The organism is Pedobacter sp. AK013, from assembly GCF_014205835.1.
Taxonomy (GTDB): Bacteria; Bacteroidota; Bacteroidia; order Sphingobacteriales; family Sphingobacteriaceae; genus Pedobacter.
Map to the genome: position 1 here is coordinate 135,249 of NZ_JACHCQ010000008.1, position 17,983 is coordinate 153,231.

The 17,983-nt window shown below is 40.0% G+C and carries 12 protein-coding genes; 7 read left to right on the plus strand and 5 right to left on the minus strand.

The features are described 5' to 3' along the window. Positions 1 to 162: 162 nt before the first annotated feature. The 5 genes from uxaC (at position 163) to HDC90_RS07915 (ending at position 6,600) form a co-directional block, all read left to right on the plus strand. A complete protein-coding gene (uxaC, locus tag HDC90_RS07895) occupies positions 163 to 1,563 on the plus strand; it encodes a glucuronate isomerase (RefSeq protein ID WP_184465419.1) in 1,401 nt (466 codons plus the stop codon). 114 nt (positions 1,564 to 1,677) lie between these two features. Next, a complete protein-coding gene (locus HDC90_RS07900) occupies positions 1,678 to 2,733 on the plus strand; it encodes a sugar kinase (RefSeq protein ID WP_184465420.1) in 1,056 nt (351 codons plus the stop codon). Then, the gene (locus tag HDC90_RS07905; RefSeq protein ID WP_184465421.1) at positions 2,726 to 3,388 is read left to right on the plus strand and encodes a bifunctional 4-hydroxy-2-oxoglutarate aldolase/2-dehydro-3-deoxy-phosphogluconate aldolase; all 663 of its coding nucleotides are present in this window, start codon (positions 2,726 to 2,728) and stop codon (positions 3,386 to 3,388) included. The genes HDC90_RS07900 and HDC90_RS07905 overlap by 8 nt, the downstream gene beginning before the upstream one ends. Positions 3,389 to 3,408: 20 nt before the next feature. After that, complete coding sequence (locus tag HDC90_RS07910) at positions 3,409 to 4,854, plus strand: MFS transporter (protein WP_184465422.1); 1,446 nt, start codon at positions 3,409 to 3,411, stop codon at positions 4,852 to 4,854. A 120-nt stretch (positions 4,855 to 4,974) separates the two neighbouring features. Next, a complete protein-coding gene (locus HDC90_RS07915; RefSeq protein WP_184465423.1) occupies positions 4,975 to 6,600 on the plus strand; it encodes an NADP-dependent glyceraldehyde-3-phosphate dehydrogenase in 1,626 nt (541 codons plus the stop codon). Between the two features lie 216 nt (positions 6,601 to 6,816). Here the strand turns inward: HDC90_RS07915 and HDC90_RS07920 are convergent, their stop codons facing one another. The 5 genes from HDC90_RS07920 to HDC90_RS07940 all read right to left on the minus strand — a co-directional run bounded on the left by HDC90_RS07920 (position 6,817) and on the right by HDC90_RS07940 (position 15,410). Next, on the minus strand, positions 6,817 to 7,557 hold the full coding sequence (locus HDC90_RS07920) for a rhamnogalacturonan acetylesterase (protein ID WP_184465424.1): 741 nt from the start codon (positions 7,555 to 7,557) through the stop codon (positions 6,817 to 6,819). 13 nt (positions 7,558 to 7,570) lie between these two features. Continuing rightward, on the minus strand, positions 7,571 to 8,593 hold the full coding sequence (locus HDC90_RS07925; RefSeq protein ID WP_184465425.1) for a pectinesterase family protein: 1,023 nt from the start codon (positions 8,591 to 8,593) through the stop codon (positions 7,571 to 7,573). 74 nt (positions 8,594 to 8,667) lie between these two features. Beyond that, positions 8,668 to 10,314 (minus strand): fibronectin type III domain-containing protein, encoded by a 1,647-nt coding sequence (locus HDC90_RS07930; RefSeq protein WP_184465426.1) that lies wholly within the window; start codon positions 10,312 to 10,314, stop codon positions 8,668 to 8,670. Between the two features lie 20 nt (positions 10,315 to 10,334). Next, entirely contained in the window at positions 10,335 to 12,176 is a 1,842-nt protein-coding gene (locus HDC90_RS07935; protein WP_184465427.1) for a RagB/SusD family nutrient uptake outer membrane protein, read from the minus strand. A 12-nt stretch (positions 12,177 to 12,188) separates the two neighbouring features. Continuing rightward, positions 12,189 to 15,410: a TonB-dependent receptor gene (locus tag HDC90_RS07940; RefSeq protein ID WP_184465428.1), complete on the minus strand. Its 3,222-nt coding sequence runs from the start codon at positions 15,408 to 15,410 to the stop codon at positions 12,189 to 12,191. A gap of 260 nt (positions 15,411 to 15,670) precedes the next feature. On the opposite strand from HDC90_RS07940, the gene HDC90_RS07945 reads away from it, so the two are divergent. Both HDC90_RS07945 and HDC90_RS07950 read left to right on the plus strand, forming a co-directional pair. Beyond that, positions 15,671 to 16,687, plus strand: a complete 1,017-nt coding sequence (locus HDC90_RS07945; RefSeq protein ID WP_184465429.1) for a LacI family DNA-binding transcriptional regulator — start codon at positions 15,671 to 15,673, stop codon at positions 16,685 to 16,687. A gap of 84 nt (positions 16,688 to 16,771) precedes the next feature. Next, complete coding sequence (locus tag HDC90_RS07950; RefSeq protein ID WP_184465430.1) at positions 16,772 to 17,956, plus strand: class I SAM-dependent rRNA methyltransferase; 1,185 nt, start codon at positions 16,772 to 16,774, stop codon at positions 17,954 to 17,956. The last annotated feature ends 27 nt before the right edge of the window (positions 17,957 to 17,983 follow it).

Sequence of the window (17,983 nt, forward strand, 5' to 3'; positions counted from 1 at the left end):
GTTTTAAAATATTTCAAACCGCCATGGTCTTTGTCCTCACAGGCCACTAACAGTAAAATATAAATTGAGTTTCGGTCTGTGGGGACACAGACCGGGGATAAATAAAAAATGAATAGATAAGCGTTTTGATCATCTAAAATCTCTTATCTCAAAACACATAGTATGAAACCTTTTTTAGACGAAAATTTTCTTTTGCAGAGTAAAACAGCTGAAAAGCTTTATCATAATTTTGCAAAATCACTGCCGATTATCGATTATCACAATCATCTTATACCAGAGCAGATTGCCAATAATACTCAATTTGCAAATATCAGCCAGGTTTGGCTTGCGGGCGATCATTACAAATGGAGGGCGATGCGCGCCAACGGTGTTGATGAAAAATACATCACAGGTGTAGGATCTGATTTTGAGAAATTTGAGAAATGGGCAGAAACCGTTCCTTATACCTTGCGCAACCCGTTATATCACTGGACACACTTAGAGCTTCAGCGTTATTTCGGCATAGATGATTTGCTTTCGGGTAAAACGGCACAGAAAATTTTCGATGAATGTTCTGCAAAACTGCAAACACCTGAGTATGCTGTGCGCGGTTTATTAGCCAAAATGAATGTAGAAGCCGTTTGTACTACCGATGATCCGTTGGATAGCTTAAACTTTCACCAGCAATTGGCAAGGGAAGGCGCCAGCCTTAAAATGTTGCCTGCATTCCGTCCGGATAAAGCAATGAACAGTGATGATATTGAAGGTTTAAACGAGTATATCGACAAATTAGAAAGTGTTGTAGATAAAACAATCAGCAATTTTCAGGATTATATTGATGCTTTAAAAAGCCGCCACGATTACTTTGCAGATAATGGTTGTTCAGTGTCTGACCATGGCCTAGAGCAAATTTATGCTGAAGACTATACTGAAGCAGAAATTGCCTCGATTTTTAATAAAATCCGCAGTAAACAACATATCTCTTACGAGGAAAACCTAAAATTTAAATCGGCTATGCTGGTCTATTTTGCAGAATGGGATTATGAAAAAGGTTGGGTACAACAATATCATTTAGGTGCATTGCGTAACAACAATGCGCGGATGTTAAGACAATTAGGCCCTGATACCGGTTGGGATTCAATCGGCGATTTTAGTCAGGCACGGATGCTTTCTAAATTCTTAAACCGTTTAGATAATCAGGATAAACTGGCAAAGACCATTATCTATAATCTTAACCCTGCCGATAACGAATTAATTGCCACCATGATTGGCAACTTTAACGATGGTTCTGTTGCAGGGAAGGTTCAGTTTGGTTCGGCATGGTGGTTCCTGGATCAAAAAGACGGCATGATCAAACAATTAAATGCGCTATCGAATATGGGGCTTTTAAGCCGTTTGGTGGGTATGCTTACCGATTCGCGCAGTTTTCTTTCTTTCCCTCGTCACGAATATTTCCGAAGGATTGTTTGTAACCTCTTTGGAGAGGACATTGAGAATGGCGAATTACCTAACGACTTGGAGTGGGTTGGCAAAATTGTGCAGGATATTTCGTACTTTAACGCAAAAAATTACTTTAAATTTTAACCAAAATAGGGCTTTAAAGAGGTATTTCGTTGGAATCAAATCATTTCAATCGTTTTCCTTCCATTTTCATACCGTTGCAGAAAACAGCATGAAATACGCCGATGATACACAAAAATGAGCATCCAAATATTCGCTTCATCAAAAAAAGGAGAAAAAGTTTTAAGCTTTGGTGAAATACTTTTGCGCATCTGTCCGGATATGGATGGGCAATGGTTAAAAGAAAACAAACTACCATTTTATGTTGGTGGTGCAGAGCTGAATGTAGCAACGGCACTGGCGCTTTGGAATGTTCCATCAACTTACTTATCGGCTGTGCCTGATAATTCGGTAACACGCGAAATTGTTGATTATCTGGATGCACGGAACATTGATACAACACCAATGGTTTACCACGGCGAGCGTTTGGGTTTATACTATCTTCCGAAAGGGAAAGACCTTAAAAATGCAGGCGTAATTTACGATAGGGCAAATTCGGCCTATGCCGATTTAAAAGTTGGACAGATTAACTGGGATAAAGTTTTCGATGGTGTTGGCTGGTTTCATTTTAGCGCCATTTGCCCGGCAATAAATCAATCTATTGCCGATGTTTGCCTAGAAGCTTTAAAAGTGGCAAGTGCAAAAAATATCACCATTTCGCTCGATTTAAACTATCGCGCCAAGCTTTGGAAATATGGTAAAGATCCGATTGATGTTTTACCTGAGCTGGCTCAATACTGCACGCTGATTATGGGCAATGTTTGGGCTGCCAATAAAATGTTGGGTACCGCACTTCACAAAGATTTAATGCCAACTGAGGGTTATGCAAAGGAAACGTTACTGCAACAGGCAACAGATACTTCTAAAGAAATATTAAGTTTGTTTCCATCTTGCAAGGCGGTTGCAAATACCTTCAGGTTCGATCATGGTAAAGGTATCAGGTATTATACAGCCATTTATACCGCTAATGAATTAACGGTTTCTGAAGAATATGTTTCTGAAGAAATTTTAGATAAAGTAGGTAGCGGCGATTGTTTTATGGCTGGCCTGATTTATGGTTTTTATAACCAACTATCGGCCAAAGAAACCTTGAATTTTGCCACAGCAGCAGCATACGATAAATTATACATTCCAAGCGATGCTACAACCAGTACTGTAGCCGATATAGAAAAAAGAATAATACGCAATGATTAGCAACAAGCACAAAATTTTAGATGCCATTTTAGAGCAGGGTATGTTACCCCTTTTTTATCAGGATAGCGAATCGGGAAGTGTAGAAATATTACGCACTTTGTATAAAGCTGGTGTTCGCGTTTTCGAATACACCAATCGTGGTAAATCTGCGCTGCCAAACTTTAAAAAGTTAAAAGAAATCCGTGATGCGGAAATGCCCGATCTTTATTTAGGTATTGGAACAATTAAAACCCCTGCCGATGCAAATGCCTTTATAGAAGCCGGAACAGATTTTATTGTGGCACCTATCGTAAATCCGGCAGTTGCCGAAATTGCAAACAAAATCGGTATGCTTTGGATCCCAGGTTGTATGACTCCGACCGAAATCAGCATCGCACAAGAGCACAAAGCCATGTTGATCAAAATTTTTCCAGCAAATATTTTGGGGCCTGAATTTATCTCCTCAATTAAAGATCTTTTCGCTGGCCAGCTATTTATGCCAACTGGCGGTGTAGAAATTAATGCCGACAATTTAAAAACCTGGTTTAAATCAGGTGTTTGTGCCGTTGGTATGGGCAGCAAATTAATCAGTAAAGACGTGATGAGCAAAGGTCTTTACGAGGAGTTATTCGACAATACAAAATTAGCGCTTGACTTAATTCAGCAGAGCAAATAAAATTAAACACACCTAACCAAATGAACCAACCCAAAACAAGCAAATACAGATGGACCATATGTGCGCTGTTATTTGTTGCAACCACCATTAATTATTTAGATCGACAGGTACTCTCTCTTACGTGGAAAGACTATTTTGTTCCCGAATTTCATTGGACAGATAGTGACTATGGAACGATTACAGCGTTATTCTCTCTTTTTTATGCTGGATCAATGTTGGTTGCAGGACGTTTTGTTGACTGGATGGACACCAAAAAAGGTTTCCTTTGGGCAATCGGAATTTGGTCTGTTGGTGCTTGTATCCACGCTTTTTGCGGCATTGCCACTTCAGGTATTATTACCGGTACCTGGGCCATGAGCTTTGCAGGTGCCAAACAGGCGCTATCTACGGTTGGTAATACTACATTAATCCTATCAACCAGCCTTTCGTTGTTTATTTTTGCCCGTTTTGTATTGGCACTGGGCGAGGCAGGAAACTTTCCGGCAGCCATTAAAGCTACAGCTGAGTATTTTCCTAAAAAAGACCGTGCATTTGCTACCAGTATTTTTAATGCAGGGGCAACTGTTGGTGCGTTGGCGGCCCCTGTAACCATCCCCTACATTGCCGATGCCTATGGCTGGGAAATGTCGTTTATTATTATCGGGGCGTTAGGTTTTATCTGGATGTTGTTCTGGATTTTACTTTATGGTAAACCAGAAAATCACTCGCGGGTAAGTAAGGCCGAATTGGCTTATATCCAGCAGGATTTAGTTGCACACGAGCAGCTTAGCGAAACCGTTACAGCAGCATCGCCAGTAAAAAAGCTATCGTTTGTCGATTGTCTTAAGTTTAAACAAACCTGGGCTTTTGCTTTCGGTAAATTTATGACTGATGGAGTTTGGTGGTTCTACCTGTTCTGGTCACCTGCCTACCTGAAAGATATTTATAAAATGAGCGGGACTGAGAGCGCTTTCCCATTATTTATATTATATGTAATCACTTTATTATCGATTATTGGGGGATGGTTACCATCTTATTTTATCGGTAAGAAAAAAATGAACCCTTACGAAGGCAGAATGAAATCTATGTTGATTTTTGCTTTCTTCCCGCTATTGGCTTTATTGGCTCAGCCTTTAGGTCATTATAGCTACTGGCTGCCGGTAATTATTATTGGTATTGCTGGTGCTGCACACCAGGCCTGGTCGGCAAATATATTCACTACAGTGAGCGATATGTTCCCTCGTCAGGCCATTGCTACTGTAACCGGAATTGGGGGTATGGCCGGAGGTTTAGGATCATTTTTCATTAACAAAGGCTCTGGAGTACTGTTTACCTTTGCCGGCGATACCCAAATGACTTTTATGGGCTTCCACGGTAAAGAGGCAGGTTATTTTATCGTTTTCTCTTTCTGTGCAGTTGCTTATTTAATTGGCTGGACGGTAATGAAAACACTTGTTCCAAAATATAAACTGATAGAAGTTAAATAATTCAACCCAAAAGATTTAGGCAACTTTTTTGTGCCTAAATCTTTAATACTTTTTTTAAAAACGTTAATCTATACTTAAACTATAGACTTAACATTAATTTAACCTAATAACAAACCCAAATTGAGTACATTGCTAAATCTCGAAAGTATTTTCGTTGAAGAGAGCCAGATTCCAGATGAATTTAGGCTCAAGGAAGAAATCAATCAAAAGGAGTTTCTTTCTAATGGAGAAATGAAACCATGGAATGGACCATTTAATGAAGTGTTTTCTCCAGTATGCGTAAAAACCCCTGAAGGTTTAAAGCGAAAGCGTATTGGTAGTTTCCCTGTTTGTACAGAAAAAGAGTCAACAGAGGCTTTAGATGCAGCCGTGGCTGCTTATGATAATGGTCGGGGGCAATGGCCAACCATGAGCGTTGCCGATCGGATTAGCTGCGTAGAAAACTTTACCCATAAAATGATTGAGCAAAAGGAAATTGTTGCCAAACTGATTATGTGGGAAATCGGAAAATCTTATGCCGATTCGGTTAAAGAATTTGACCGTACGGTTGAATACATCTATGCAACGATCGATGCATTGAAAGATATCGACAGGCAGTCATCACGTTTCGAAATAGAACAAGGTATTGTAGCCCAGGTGCGCCGTTCTCCGCTGGGAGTGGTACTTTGTATGGGACCGTTCAACTACCCGTTAAACGAGACTTTTACTACCTTGATCCCCGCTTTGATTATGGGCAATACGCTTTTATTCAAACCACCTAAACATGGTACTTTATTGCACTATCCTTTATTAGAGGCTTTCCGTTCCAGCTTTCCTAAAGGGGTTGTGAATACCATTTATGGTCGTGGCAATACAATTGTTCCAGGTTTAATGAAATCGGGAAAAATTAATGTACTTACCTTAATCGGATCGAGTAAGGTTGCCAATGAACTGAAAAAACTGCACCCTAAAGTAAACCGTTTAAGGGCAATTTTAGGCTTGGATGCAAAAAATGCAGCGATCATTACTAAAGATGCAGATCTTGATCTGGCGGTTTCTGAAACTGTTTTAGGGTCGCTTTCTTTTAACGGACAGCGTTGTACAGCTATTAAGATCGTTTATGTGCACCGCAGTTTAGCGCAGGAATTTTTAAAACGTTTATCAGCCGAAGTAGAAAAACTGAAATTTGGTATGCCTTGGGAAAAAGGGGTAAACCTTACACCGCTGCCAGAGCTGAACAAACCTGAATACTTAAAAGAATGTATTGATGATGCAGTTTCGCACGGCGCTAAGGTAGTAAACAAAAATGGTGGACAAACTTTAGAAACTTTTGTTTATCCAGCCATCGTTTACCCGGTAAACAGCAATATGAAACTCTACCGCGAAGAACAGTTTGGTCCGATTGTTCCTGTTGTTCCGTTTGATGATCTGGAAGAACCTATCGAATATTTAATCGGTTCGCCACACGGCCAGCAAGTGAGTATTTTTAGCAACAACGCTGCGGTAATTTCATCATTGATAGATCCTTTGGTTAACCAGGTGAGTCGAGTAAATATCAATTGCCAATGTCAACGTGGGCCAGATGTTTTCCCTTTTACCGGTCGTAAAGATAGTGCTGAAGGAACACTTTCTGTAGTGGATGCATTGCGTTCGTTCTCGATCCGTTCTTTGGTGGCAACCAAATTTACAGATGATAATAAAAAGTTATTGAACGAAATTGTTAAAGGAGATGATTCGAACTTTTTAAGTACGAAATATATTTTTTAAATGGTCAGTTTATAAACCAAGCCGCAAAAACATGGATGTATCTGTGGATTTGTGGCTTTTTTATTTTTCTGTCATTCAGAAAGCAATGAAGAATCCCCATACGATAGAACACAAGCCCATAATGAAGAGATCCTTCGCTACATTCAGGATTGACAAACTAAATTTTTATTTTAAACTCAAGCCCAAGGTTGGTGGTTCACTAAGCTATGCAAAATATTATTTCAAACTCTTCGCTAAGCTTAACTTCAACTCCTTTATTCCTTTCACTACCAAACCTGCTACCTGTTTGGCTCCCTCTGGGCTTAAATGTGTATTGTCTTTCTTACCATTTGGATAGTTTACATTTCCTGAATCAACATAATTGAATAATTTGATAGATGGTTCCTCGCCCAGGCGGTTTAACAAACTTTCCGTTTTAACCAGCATATCAATCAGCGGAACATTTAATGAATCGGCCACACGCCGGGTAATGCGTGGATAATCGCCATGCGAATCCATTAGAACTCCATTCTTAAAACTTCTGCGGGAGATTGGCGTAAGTAAAACAGGGAAAGCTTTTTTGCTTCTGGTTTCTTTTACGTAATTAACCAAGTTGATTTTGAAATCGGCTAATGATACACCAACACTTGGCTTATCAACTTTTTCATCATTATGTCCAAATTCGATAAAAACATAATCGCCAGCATTTAATTGTGCCAATATCGGGTCCCAACGCTTCTCTGCCCTGAACGATTTTGTGCTCCTGCCATTTAAAGCCCGGTTATCAACCATAACATCTGTTTTAAAAAAAGACTGTAGCGCCATTCCCCAACCTGTTTCGGGGAAAGCTTTTTCTTCTTTATTGGCGGCAGTAGAATCGCCGATGATGTACAATTTTGTTTTCTTTTGAATGAAGGTAAAAGACAGTAAAACAGCTAAAGCACCGGCGGCTAAAATTTTGAAGAGGTTGGTTTTCATATTTTCTATAGATCTATAAATGCAGTGGATTCCATTGATCCGCTCCGCCTAATATATTTTTTAAAGTGTAGTTTTTTGCCTCTTTATCTGTTAATTGTTTGGTCCAGGGTAATCTTGTTTTTGGCGATGCGCCATCGCCATTGTTTTTGTATTCTGCATAAAAAACAGTTCGTTCTTTATCCGGAAACATCTTATCGCCTTTCCATGGGTTCCACCCTTCTGGCAGAATATGTTTGCCTAAATTACAGTTGATGAATACTGTTTTTGCATACGGTCTCCATGGCCTGCCAAGGTACGCTTTCGTTACTAACGGCTCTGCAATGAGCGTACAATTTATGAAAACAAATCCAAATTTTTGTTGCGCTGAAGTTGAGGCTGCCGTGATATAAGAATTACTTAAACTCTTGATGGTACAATTTTGGAAGACTACTGTGGCCTTGCCAAAAATGAAATCGGTTGTGCCTTCGATATAACAATTCTGATAGTATTGCCGGCTATTTTCGATTGCGGCATAAAGCGTATCCTGATTACCCAGAAACCTGCAGTTCTTTGCTATGAAACGATCTCCTTCAACATGTATAGCCACAGCTTGGCCAACGCGGCCAGATGAATTGATGATCGTTAAATTTTCGAAATGGGTATCATTGCCCTGAACCAATACCGTAAATGAGGTATAGGTGCTGAATTTCGCATTGCCAAAAGCATCTTTTTCCGCTGGGTTGGCTTTACCCGAGTAGTCATCGTTGGTGATGATGGTATTTTCTACACTTTCGCCAATAATGGCAATTTTAATTTTCCATGACGGGATGATAAGCTTTTCCTTATAAATGCCATTTTTAACATAAATTTTAGCTTCCTGCTCGCCTAAATCTCTAACCGAATTTACCGCCTCCTGGATGGTTTTATAATTTCCGCTACCATCTTGAGAAACCGTTATGGCAGAAGGATGTTTTGGATCCTGAGCATGGAGATAAAGAAAGGAAAAGGTATTTAAGATAATTAAGGTAACCGACTTAAAATGGGATAATCTGTTCATTATGATCGAGTTTCGGAAATATAAAGTTCATTAAAAAAGGGCAGATAAAAACCTGCCCTTTATAAATAATAAGATTAAAAAGCCCATCTCGGATCGCCAATTGCAGTTCCGGTAGTACTAGAGGTTCTTAATGTTGAACCTACTGGCAGCGTAAAATCGGTAGTGCTTGCTGTCCATCCTAAATTTTGCTGCTGTGTAACACTTAAGGTTGCTGTACCGAAAGTTAGGGCCGTGCCTCCAGTTAATGCACTGTTCAGGTTAAAATAATTGGTGTTCGAAATGGTAATAGAACTTCCTGCTCCGGTACCCCTTATAGCTGCTGCATTTACTGTTCCGGCTCTTGGTGTATTGGCCAAAATACTATTTTGAATACTAAAATTGATTGGGTTGGTATTGGCATCCAGCAATGCATACTTAGCGCTTCCTCCAAATGCATTGATGGTAGAATAACTGATCAGAACGGTTGGCGTTTGATCACCCACAAAAGCAGTTGAAGTAAGTACTAGGCCAGGGCCACAGTTGTAAAAGGTAGATTTAGATACCGTAAGCGTATTAAACTGCAATTTGGTAATGTTGAAGGTATAATAAGTAGAGGTTCCGTTTGCACCCATGTCGTAAACGATAGAGTTGTTGACCGTAATGCCTGTAATTTTAAAATCTTTTGCTGCGCCCCCCCTGTCTCCACGTAGAAACGCAGTGGTAGAACCATGGGCAATACAATTATCAATTACTAGATTGGTAAAGGTTGCAGCTGATGCATTATTGGTTTGCGAGCCGATTAGATTGATGAAATAAGGCGAAGCCCCGGGTGTACCATCAAGTTCTAATCCTGATAAGGTTAAACCGGCTCCAGTACCCTCTAAATCAAATTCTTTATAGTTGATTTTTGTATCGGTGGCGTTGCCCGAAGTCGATTTTAGGGTGATGGTTTTCTGCGTAATAAATGTTGTTGCCGCAGTTAAATTATAGGTGCCCGGATTTAAGCCGATTACTGCACCGTTTGTTGCTGCTGCAATGGTAGCAGCCAGATCATCGGTAGCAGAAATTACTGTAGTGTAGCTGGTAGGCATTTGGGTAGTAAAAGTAGTGATGCCCTTGCTTTTAGTGCCAGCGAAGAGCTCTGCATTGTATTTAATACCTGCGGTTAAACCGGTAATCGCTTTTAATCCAGCCGCCGCATCACCTGTACTTAACGTTGCCGTTATTGCATTTCCTGTTGAAGGTGTTAATACGATAGATGTAAGACCAACTGTTGGGGTATAACGCAGGGTAATGCCGGTTTCTTTAATCTCCGAATCCCTAACCGGCAAAAACAACTGAATCCCTGTTAACTGAAACGATGAGCTTACCAGGTATTTAGATTCCGGCTGTGTTTCGGTTGCGTTGGCTTTTACCCTTGCAAAATATTTTGTCCTGACAGATAAGTTGTCTTCTGTAACCGAAATGCCGGTGGTATCGGATGTGGTAGAATATTTTATGCTAGAGAAGAGCGAGTCGGTAGAAAAATCGATACTATATTTTAATGCTTTCCCTGCAGACATTAATGGCGCCGTCCAGGTTAGTTTTGCCGAAGTTGCCGATGCGCTAACTTTAACATCACTGGGTTTAAAAGAGCGTGCAGCTGCTTTGGGCTGATCATCTTTTTTACAGGCTGAAATGGAAATCACTATTCCTAAAAGGAAAGTTATTTTAAAGCCCAATCGGTTAATATATTTTTTCATGATTAATACCTAAAAAGCAGTTAATAACTAGAATTTTGTTTGATTTTTGGGTTCTGGATAAGTGCTGTTGCCGGAAATGGGAATAGTGATTTTGCCGGAACGTAACCTGGGGCAACACCTTTCGCCGCACTGGTAATTACATCTTCAGTAATATTGGTAGACCATGCCAGAGAAGTATAACCTGCTGGTGTAGAAGTTGCCGTTGTGGGCTGGAATAATGCGAAATTTGCATTGCCGCCATAAAAATTGATTGTGGCTACTTCAGTAACACTTGGCGATAAATTGTAAGCAGATGCAATGTAATAAACCGTTTTTGGTACACTAGCAAAAGTTCCGCTATTTGTCATAAACAACCTTAGTTTCGCTCTTGTTTCTTCAAGTTTTATTTGTAAAAGATTCCACCTGATTAAATCGTATTTGCGGATGCCCTCGCCACCAAATTCTAACAAACGTTCTTTAACAATAGCATCAAAAAAGCCTGTTTTATCCATAGGTGTAACTGGAATTTGTGTTTCGAAACCCAGATAAGCACGTTTTTGGACTTCTTGTAATGCTGAAATAGCGGTAGCTGATGGTGCGCCATTAATTTCGTTATCAGCTTCAGCATACATCAATAAAATATCTGCAAAGCGTAAAATTGGCCAATTAATAGAGAAATTTTGAGAAGTACTGGCGTTGTTAAATGCTGTCCACGATTTGCGGAATTTAGAATTGGTTTGCGAGGTAGGAAGAACAGGGACTTTTAATGAAGAAGCATTGATCTGGTAGGTGCCGATGGTTACATCCCGGCGGCAATCTTTGGTTTGATCGAATTCGTAAAAATAAGTTGGGATGGCATTTACTCCTCCACCTGCCTGCTGCGAAGCATAAGATGAACCGGCGGCAAAAACCAGACCGTCGTAATAGCCGATTTTACTATCAGTAGAAGCATTGGTGCCAAAAGCACCTACTTCGAGCATTAGCTCGTGTGCATCATCATAACGGGTGGTGGTGTGCAGTGTTTTAAAAATATTTTCGAAATTCGGATTTAAGCTGTGATCGCCCCTGTGATTCATAATGTCAAGGCATTCATCTTTAGCTATTTTATAAAAATCAAGGTAGTCGGCCCTTCTCACCATTGCATTTTCGGTAGCGCGGAAAGAATAACCTCCTCTTGCCAGGGCAATTCTTGCTCTTAATCCTTTAATAGCACCTTTGGTAAAACGGAAATCACCATAACTTGGTAATTCACTTCTCCATGGCACCAGTTCCTCAGCTATTTTTAAATCAGCAATAATACGGTTATAGGTTTCATCGCGGTTAACATTTGGAATATATACATCCTCCACATCGGTAGGTGCATCAAAATATGCCGGTACGTCACCCCAGTTACGCAATAATTCTGCATAAAACTGCGCCCTTAATGCTAAAGCTTCACCATAATAACGTTTCATTTCTGTTTTTTCAGCATCCGATCCATTGGTGTATAAAGGAGAAAGCGGAATGTATTTAATGGCGTAATTAGCCCTCGAAATTCCGCTGTATAACTGCAACCAGGGGTTATATAAGTCAGAGTTATCAGGTGTTGCGGCATACATGCTTATTCCCCTGCGGTCTGATCCGTTGGTATAATTTCCGGACGTTCTAAAGTCGTCGGCCATTTGAGGAAAAAGCGCCGATAAGCGGTTGCCATAGCCATTGTCGCCACATAGTTTATTGTAAACCCCAATTAACACGGCATTGGTATTTGATGTACTTCCAAAAGCCGATTCGGGCGAAGTGGTTGATGGCGAAGTTACGTCAAGGTATTTTTTGCACGAGGTAAATACCATTACAGCTAACAGCACTACCAATAGTTTATATTTTAAATATGCTTTGTTCATGATCAGTTCAAATTAAAAGGTAACATTTAAGCCTGCCAAAATGTAGCGGCTACGTGGATAGGCCGCATAATCTACACCAGGTGTTAATGGATTGCCTCTGCGTGTACTCGCTTCCGGGTCGTAACCAGTATAACCGGTGATGGTATAAAGGTTATTTACAGTAGCATAAAAGCGGACTTTGTTAATTACTTTGGTTCTTGCCAATAGTTTTTGAGGTAGCGAATAACCCAGGGTAACATTCGTGATCCTTAAATAAGAAGCATCTTCGATACTGTACGAGGTTAAGAAATAGTTATTGGTAACCGGGGTCCAGATTTTCGTATCGGCATTTGCAGCAGCAAGCTGATCCCAATTGGTAATTAAGGCACCATTTGTATTATACCATTTCCACCTGTCGTTCATTGTCGATAACAGGTTATTGTCTTTTACATTGTACTGAGAAGTAAACTCTACTTTATTGGCGTTATATTCTTTTCCACCAACAGAGAAGTTAACGAAAATGCTCATGTCAAAACCTTTGTAGGCAAACTGCTGGTTTAAACCACCCGTAAATTTCGGTTGTGCATTTCCTAAAACGGTCCTATCATCAACAGTAATTACATTGCTGGCCGAATTCGTAGTTTTTGATAATTTCATATCGCCAGGTGCTACGGTCGCCTTGCCAATAATGGCTGCATTATCGGTTACCCCAGGCTTTAAAACCCATCTATTGGTCGATTCGTAAGTAGCGCGATCGAAATCATCAAGGGTATAAAAACCGTTTGAAACATAGCCATAAAACTGTCCAACGGGTTTGCCCACTTCAACATAGAAATCATCTAAATTATTTACCCAGCCAGAAGCGGCCTTAACTGCTGTAACGCCTGATGCAAGACCCAAAACTTTATTCCTGTTGAAAGCGATGTTAAAGCTACTGTTGTAAGTAAAATTTTTGGTTTTAGCGATCAAGCCTGTTAACTGCAACTCGAGTCCTCTGTTTTGTGTAGAACCAACATTTTGAAGCTGAAATGCATTTCCCAAAATAGATGGGATATCGGCGTTTAGGATCAGGTTTTTTACGTGGTTTTGATACACGTCAATTGATCCTGATAAACGGTTTTTGAATAAGCTGAAATCAACACCAAAGTTTAGCGAAATGGTGGTTTCCCATTTTAACGAAGGATTGGCTAAGGCTATTGTGGCAAGTCCTGGAGTAATGGATGCATCACTCGCCGCATAACCTGCACTCACCGAATTGGTGTAAAACAACGTTTTATATAAATCTGGGTCTATCCTGTTATTACCTGCAGAACCGTAACTCGCCCTGATCTTTAAATTATCTAACCAGTTTAACTGTGCATTTTTGATGAAACCTTCTTCTGAGGCCCTCCAGGCAAATTGTGCTGAAGGGAAAGTGCCCCAACGGTTATTTGCGGCAAATAGAGAAGAACCATCGCGCCTAACCAAAGCGGTTAAGATGTATTTATTATCAAACGTGTAAGTTGCCCTGCCAAAATAAGAAAACAACCTAAAACCACTTATGCCGGTTGTTGGTGCATCCTGAACCTGTCCTGTTCCTGGGCTGGCTTTCTGAATGTTTCCGAAAGCTTCTTCGGCAGTAATGTTAACCGGGAAATATTTAACTGTGGTGCTGTTCTGGTTATTGTCTGACTGGTTGATCTCCTGACCGATCAAAATATCAAGTTCGTGCTTGCCACCCAGATTTGGCCGGTAATTAAGCGTATTGGAATTGGTTAGGGTTTTAGTACTCGAATTGGCTAAAACCACAACTGGTAAACCAGCTGCGTTGCGAGCCACTCCGCTTAAAGGACCGTTAAAGGTATTTGTTTTACGATCGCTAAAGTTTAAACCAAGCGTACTTTTAAAACTTAGGTTTTTTAAGATCTGGTAGCTTAAATAGGCACTGCTGATAAAATCATTTCGGTAATCATATTTAAGCTCCTGATTAGCCAAGGTAATCGGATTGGTTAATAAAGTTGCACCATAATCGGCATCAAACTGATCGCCAGAATCGCCTGCACCGTTGTAAGGTTGGTAACGTACCGAATTGCGTAAACGGTTGGTTCCTTGCGAGCCAGTGCTCGAAGTACCCACACCATCTATGCGCTGACGGCTGTAACGTATGTTGATGCCCGTACGGAATTTATCGGAAATTTTATGGTCGAAACGAAACGAAGCAAAAGTTCGTCTATAGCCCGAGTTTAGCATAATCCCATCTTCCTGTGTGTTATTTGCAGTAAAATTGAAAGTGGTGGTTTTGGTTCCGCCCGCTAAGTTTACCACCTGCGTATTCGAAAAAGCCTGACGACCAAAAACTTTGTCCTGCCAATCGATATTTTGGATGTTTTTGTAGATGTCGAGATCTTCAAAAGTACCATAACGTTTGGTAAATGCATCTTTTACATCCTGCGAGGTATTATAATTATAAAGCTGGTATTGGTAAGAAACGTAATCATAAGGATTCATCACCGATAGTTCGTTAACAATCTGCCTTGCGCCTGCATAAGCATCAAAAGAAACGGCAGTTTTCATTTCCTTACCTCCTTTCGTCGTAATAATAACCACACCATTGGCCGCACGCGCACCATAAATGGCTGTAGAAGCAATATCTTTCAATACATCTATTGATTGGATCTCGTTTGGAGATAACAACGATAGCGCATTATCCAGCTGAACCCCATCTACGATATAAAGTGGGGCATTGCTTTGGGTTAATGAACCACCGCCTCTTACTTTAACCTCGATTTCTGCACCTGGAGATCCTTCGGTTGTGGTTACCGAAACGCCGGCAAGTTTACCAGCCAATGCCTGTGCAGCAGTACTTACCGGAAAATCGGCCAGATCTTTAGCTGTTACACTCGATACTGCAGAAGAAAGTTTATCCCTTGAAACCGTTCCATAACCCACATTTACAGTTACCTCCTGAAGGTTGTTTGCATCTTCTTCCAGGCTAACATCAACTTTTGTTTGGTTGGTTACAGTGACGTTCCTGGTTTTGTAACCTATATAGGTAAAAGTTATGGTTGCGCCATTGGCCGGAATGGTAATTTTATAAACCCCATTCGCATCAGTACTCGCTCCAATTTTTGAGTCCTTTATCGATACACTAACTCCTACCAATACCTGCCCATCCGATTTATCCTTTACAGTTCCGGTTAATTGCCTGTTTTGTGCTTGGACCACAGATAATCCAAAAAAAGAGAGAAGTGCTAAAAAGAGTAAAACTCTGCTCATAGTTATTTATTTAAGTAATTTGGTTATTTAGGATATTGCAATCGCTTGCATATAGAATATAATTCTATTTCGGGGTGTTATAGTTAGTTTATATTTGGTTACGTTGAGGTAACAATTTTACAAACTAAAAAGCAATTGAAACCAGATTTAACTAAAAAAGTGTGCAAACGTTCCCAAAAACGTTAATTTAACGTTTATTAATATTGGTGAGCAAATCCCCTTAAAGAGATATTTTTTGTAACTTGTACGCAATACGAAAAATGAGATTTGAAACATCTACCATAAAGGATATTGCTAAAGCATTGGGATTGTCAACTTCTACAGTTTCCCGTGCTTTAAGAGATCGTTACGAAATTAGTGAGGAAACAAAAAAGCTGGTTTTAGCTTATGCTGAAAAGGTAAATTATCGTGCCAATCCGATTGCCAGAAGTTTAAAGGAGCGCCGTAGCTATTCTATCGGCATTATTGCAAGTGAAATTGCCAACAACTTTTTTTCGCAGGTTATAAATGGCATTGAATCAATCGCTTACGATAAAGATTATCATGTTATTATTTCTCAAAGCCACGAATCGTACAAGCAGGAAAAGCTAAATGTAGAACACTTGGCATCACGTTCTATTGATGGTTTGCTAATTGCGCTTTCTTCAGAAACACAGGATATCGATTATTTAAGAGATTTATACACTAAGGGCTTACCAATTGTATTTTTTGATCGTGTGCCTGAAGATTTTGAAACCCATAAAGTAATTGCCAATAACTTTAAGGGCTCTTTTGATGCTACAGAACATCTTATTTTATCAGGAAAAAGAACCATTGCCCATTTAACTAATTCCGAAAACCTTTCGATTACGAAAGAAAGATTAAAAGGATATAAAGCGGCCTTGGTTAAATATCATATCGAATTTAGACCCGAACTGGTTAAATATTGCCAGCATGGCGGGATGCATAGCGCAGAACTGGAGCAAGCGGTGAAAGAACTTTTGCCACTGCAGCCAGATGGGATTTTTATCTCGAGCGATCGCTTAACCACAGGCTGTATTATGGCCCTGAAGAAAACCAATCCTGAGGTGGCACATAAAATTGCGATTGCAGGTTTTACCAATTCTAATCTGGTCGAATTGTTTTCGCCATCCTTAACCTCGGTTAAACAACCGGCATTCGAAATGGGGCAGGTGGCCACTGAACTGTTAATCTCGATGATTGAAGCTAAAAGGCCGATTACGGAATTTGAAACCAGGATTTTAGATACCGAACTAGTTAAGATGCCGAAGCACTAGGCGCTTAACACTAGGCCAAGCGCTCTATACCCAGCTTTCCAAACTCCCGCCGCTCAACTCCAAACTAATTATTACCTTTGCACCATGGTAGAAATCACATTAAAAAAGGGCAAAGAAAAAGCGGCATTACAAAGACATCCATGGGTATTTTCTGGTGCATTAGAAAAAGTTAAAGGAAAACCTGAAGATGGTGATGTAGTAAAAGTTTTTGCTTTTGATCATGAATTTCTGGCCTATGGATATTTCAACAACAATTCGCGTGTTGCCGTTCGTTTATTAGAGTGGGATGAAACACAAATCATTGATACCAGCTGGTATCAAAAACGGTTAAAACAGGCTATAGCTTCCCGTCAGTTTATTTTAGGCAAACAGACCAATACCTGTCGTTTAGTGTTTAGTGAAGCTGATTTTCTACCAGGTTTAATTGTCGATCAGTATGCCGATTTCCTGTCGCTGCAGATTTTAAGTTCTGGGATCGAAAAGGTTAAAACGGAGGTTGTAGAAATTTTAAAAACTGAGTTAAGTCCAAAAGGAATTTTTGATAAAAGTGATGCAACCGCCCGTACCCACGAAGGTTTACCCATTGAAAATGGATTACTTTGGGGCGAAAATCCTCCAGAATTTTTAGCCGTAAAAGAAAATGGGATTATTTATAACATCAATATTGCTGAAGGACAAAAATCTGGCTTTTATTGCGACCAGCGTGATAACCGAAGTATTTTAGCCAGTTATACAAAAGGTAAAAAGGTTTTAGACTGTTTTAGTTATAGTGGTGGTTTTAGCTTAAATAGCCTGGCAAATGATGCCGCCAGCGTTACCAGCGTTGATAGTTCGGGTTTGGCAGTCGAAACATTAAAACAGAATGTAGCCCTAAACAAATTTGATGCAGCTAAAGTAACCGCCATTCAATCAGATGTAAATAAACAGCTCAGAGCTTTTAAAGAATCGGGCGAACTGTTTGATGTAATTGTACTTGATCCACCTAAATATGCACCATCGCGTTCGGCATTAGATCGCGCGGCAAGAGCCTATAAAGATTTAAATCGTTTAGGCATGCTATTGCTAGAAAAAGGAGGCTTATTAGCTACTTTCTCTTGCTCGGGTGCAGTTGATATCGAAACCTTTAAACAGATAATTGCCTGGGCAGCGCTCGATGCAGGCAAGGAAGTTCAGATTATTAAACAATTTTGCCAGCCAGAAGATCATCCCGTTCGGATTTCTTTTCCAGAAGGAGAATACTTAAAGGGATTGTTGTTAAGGGTACTATAAATTTATCACTTACTAATTTACTTAAAC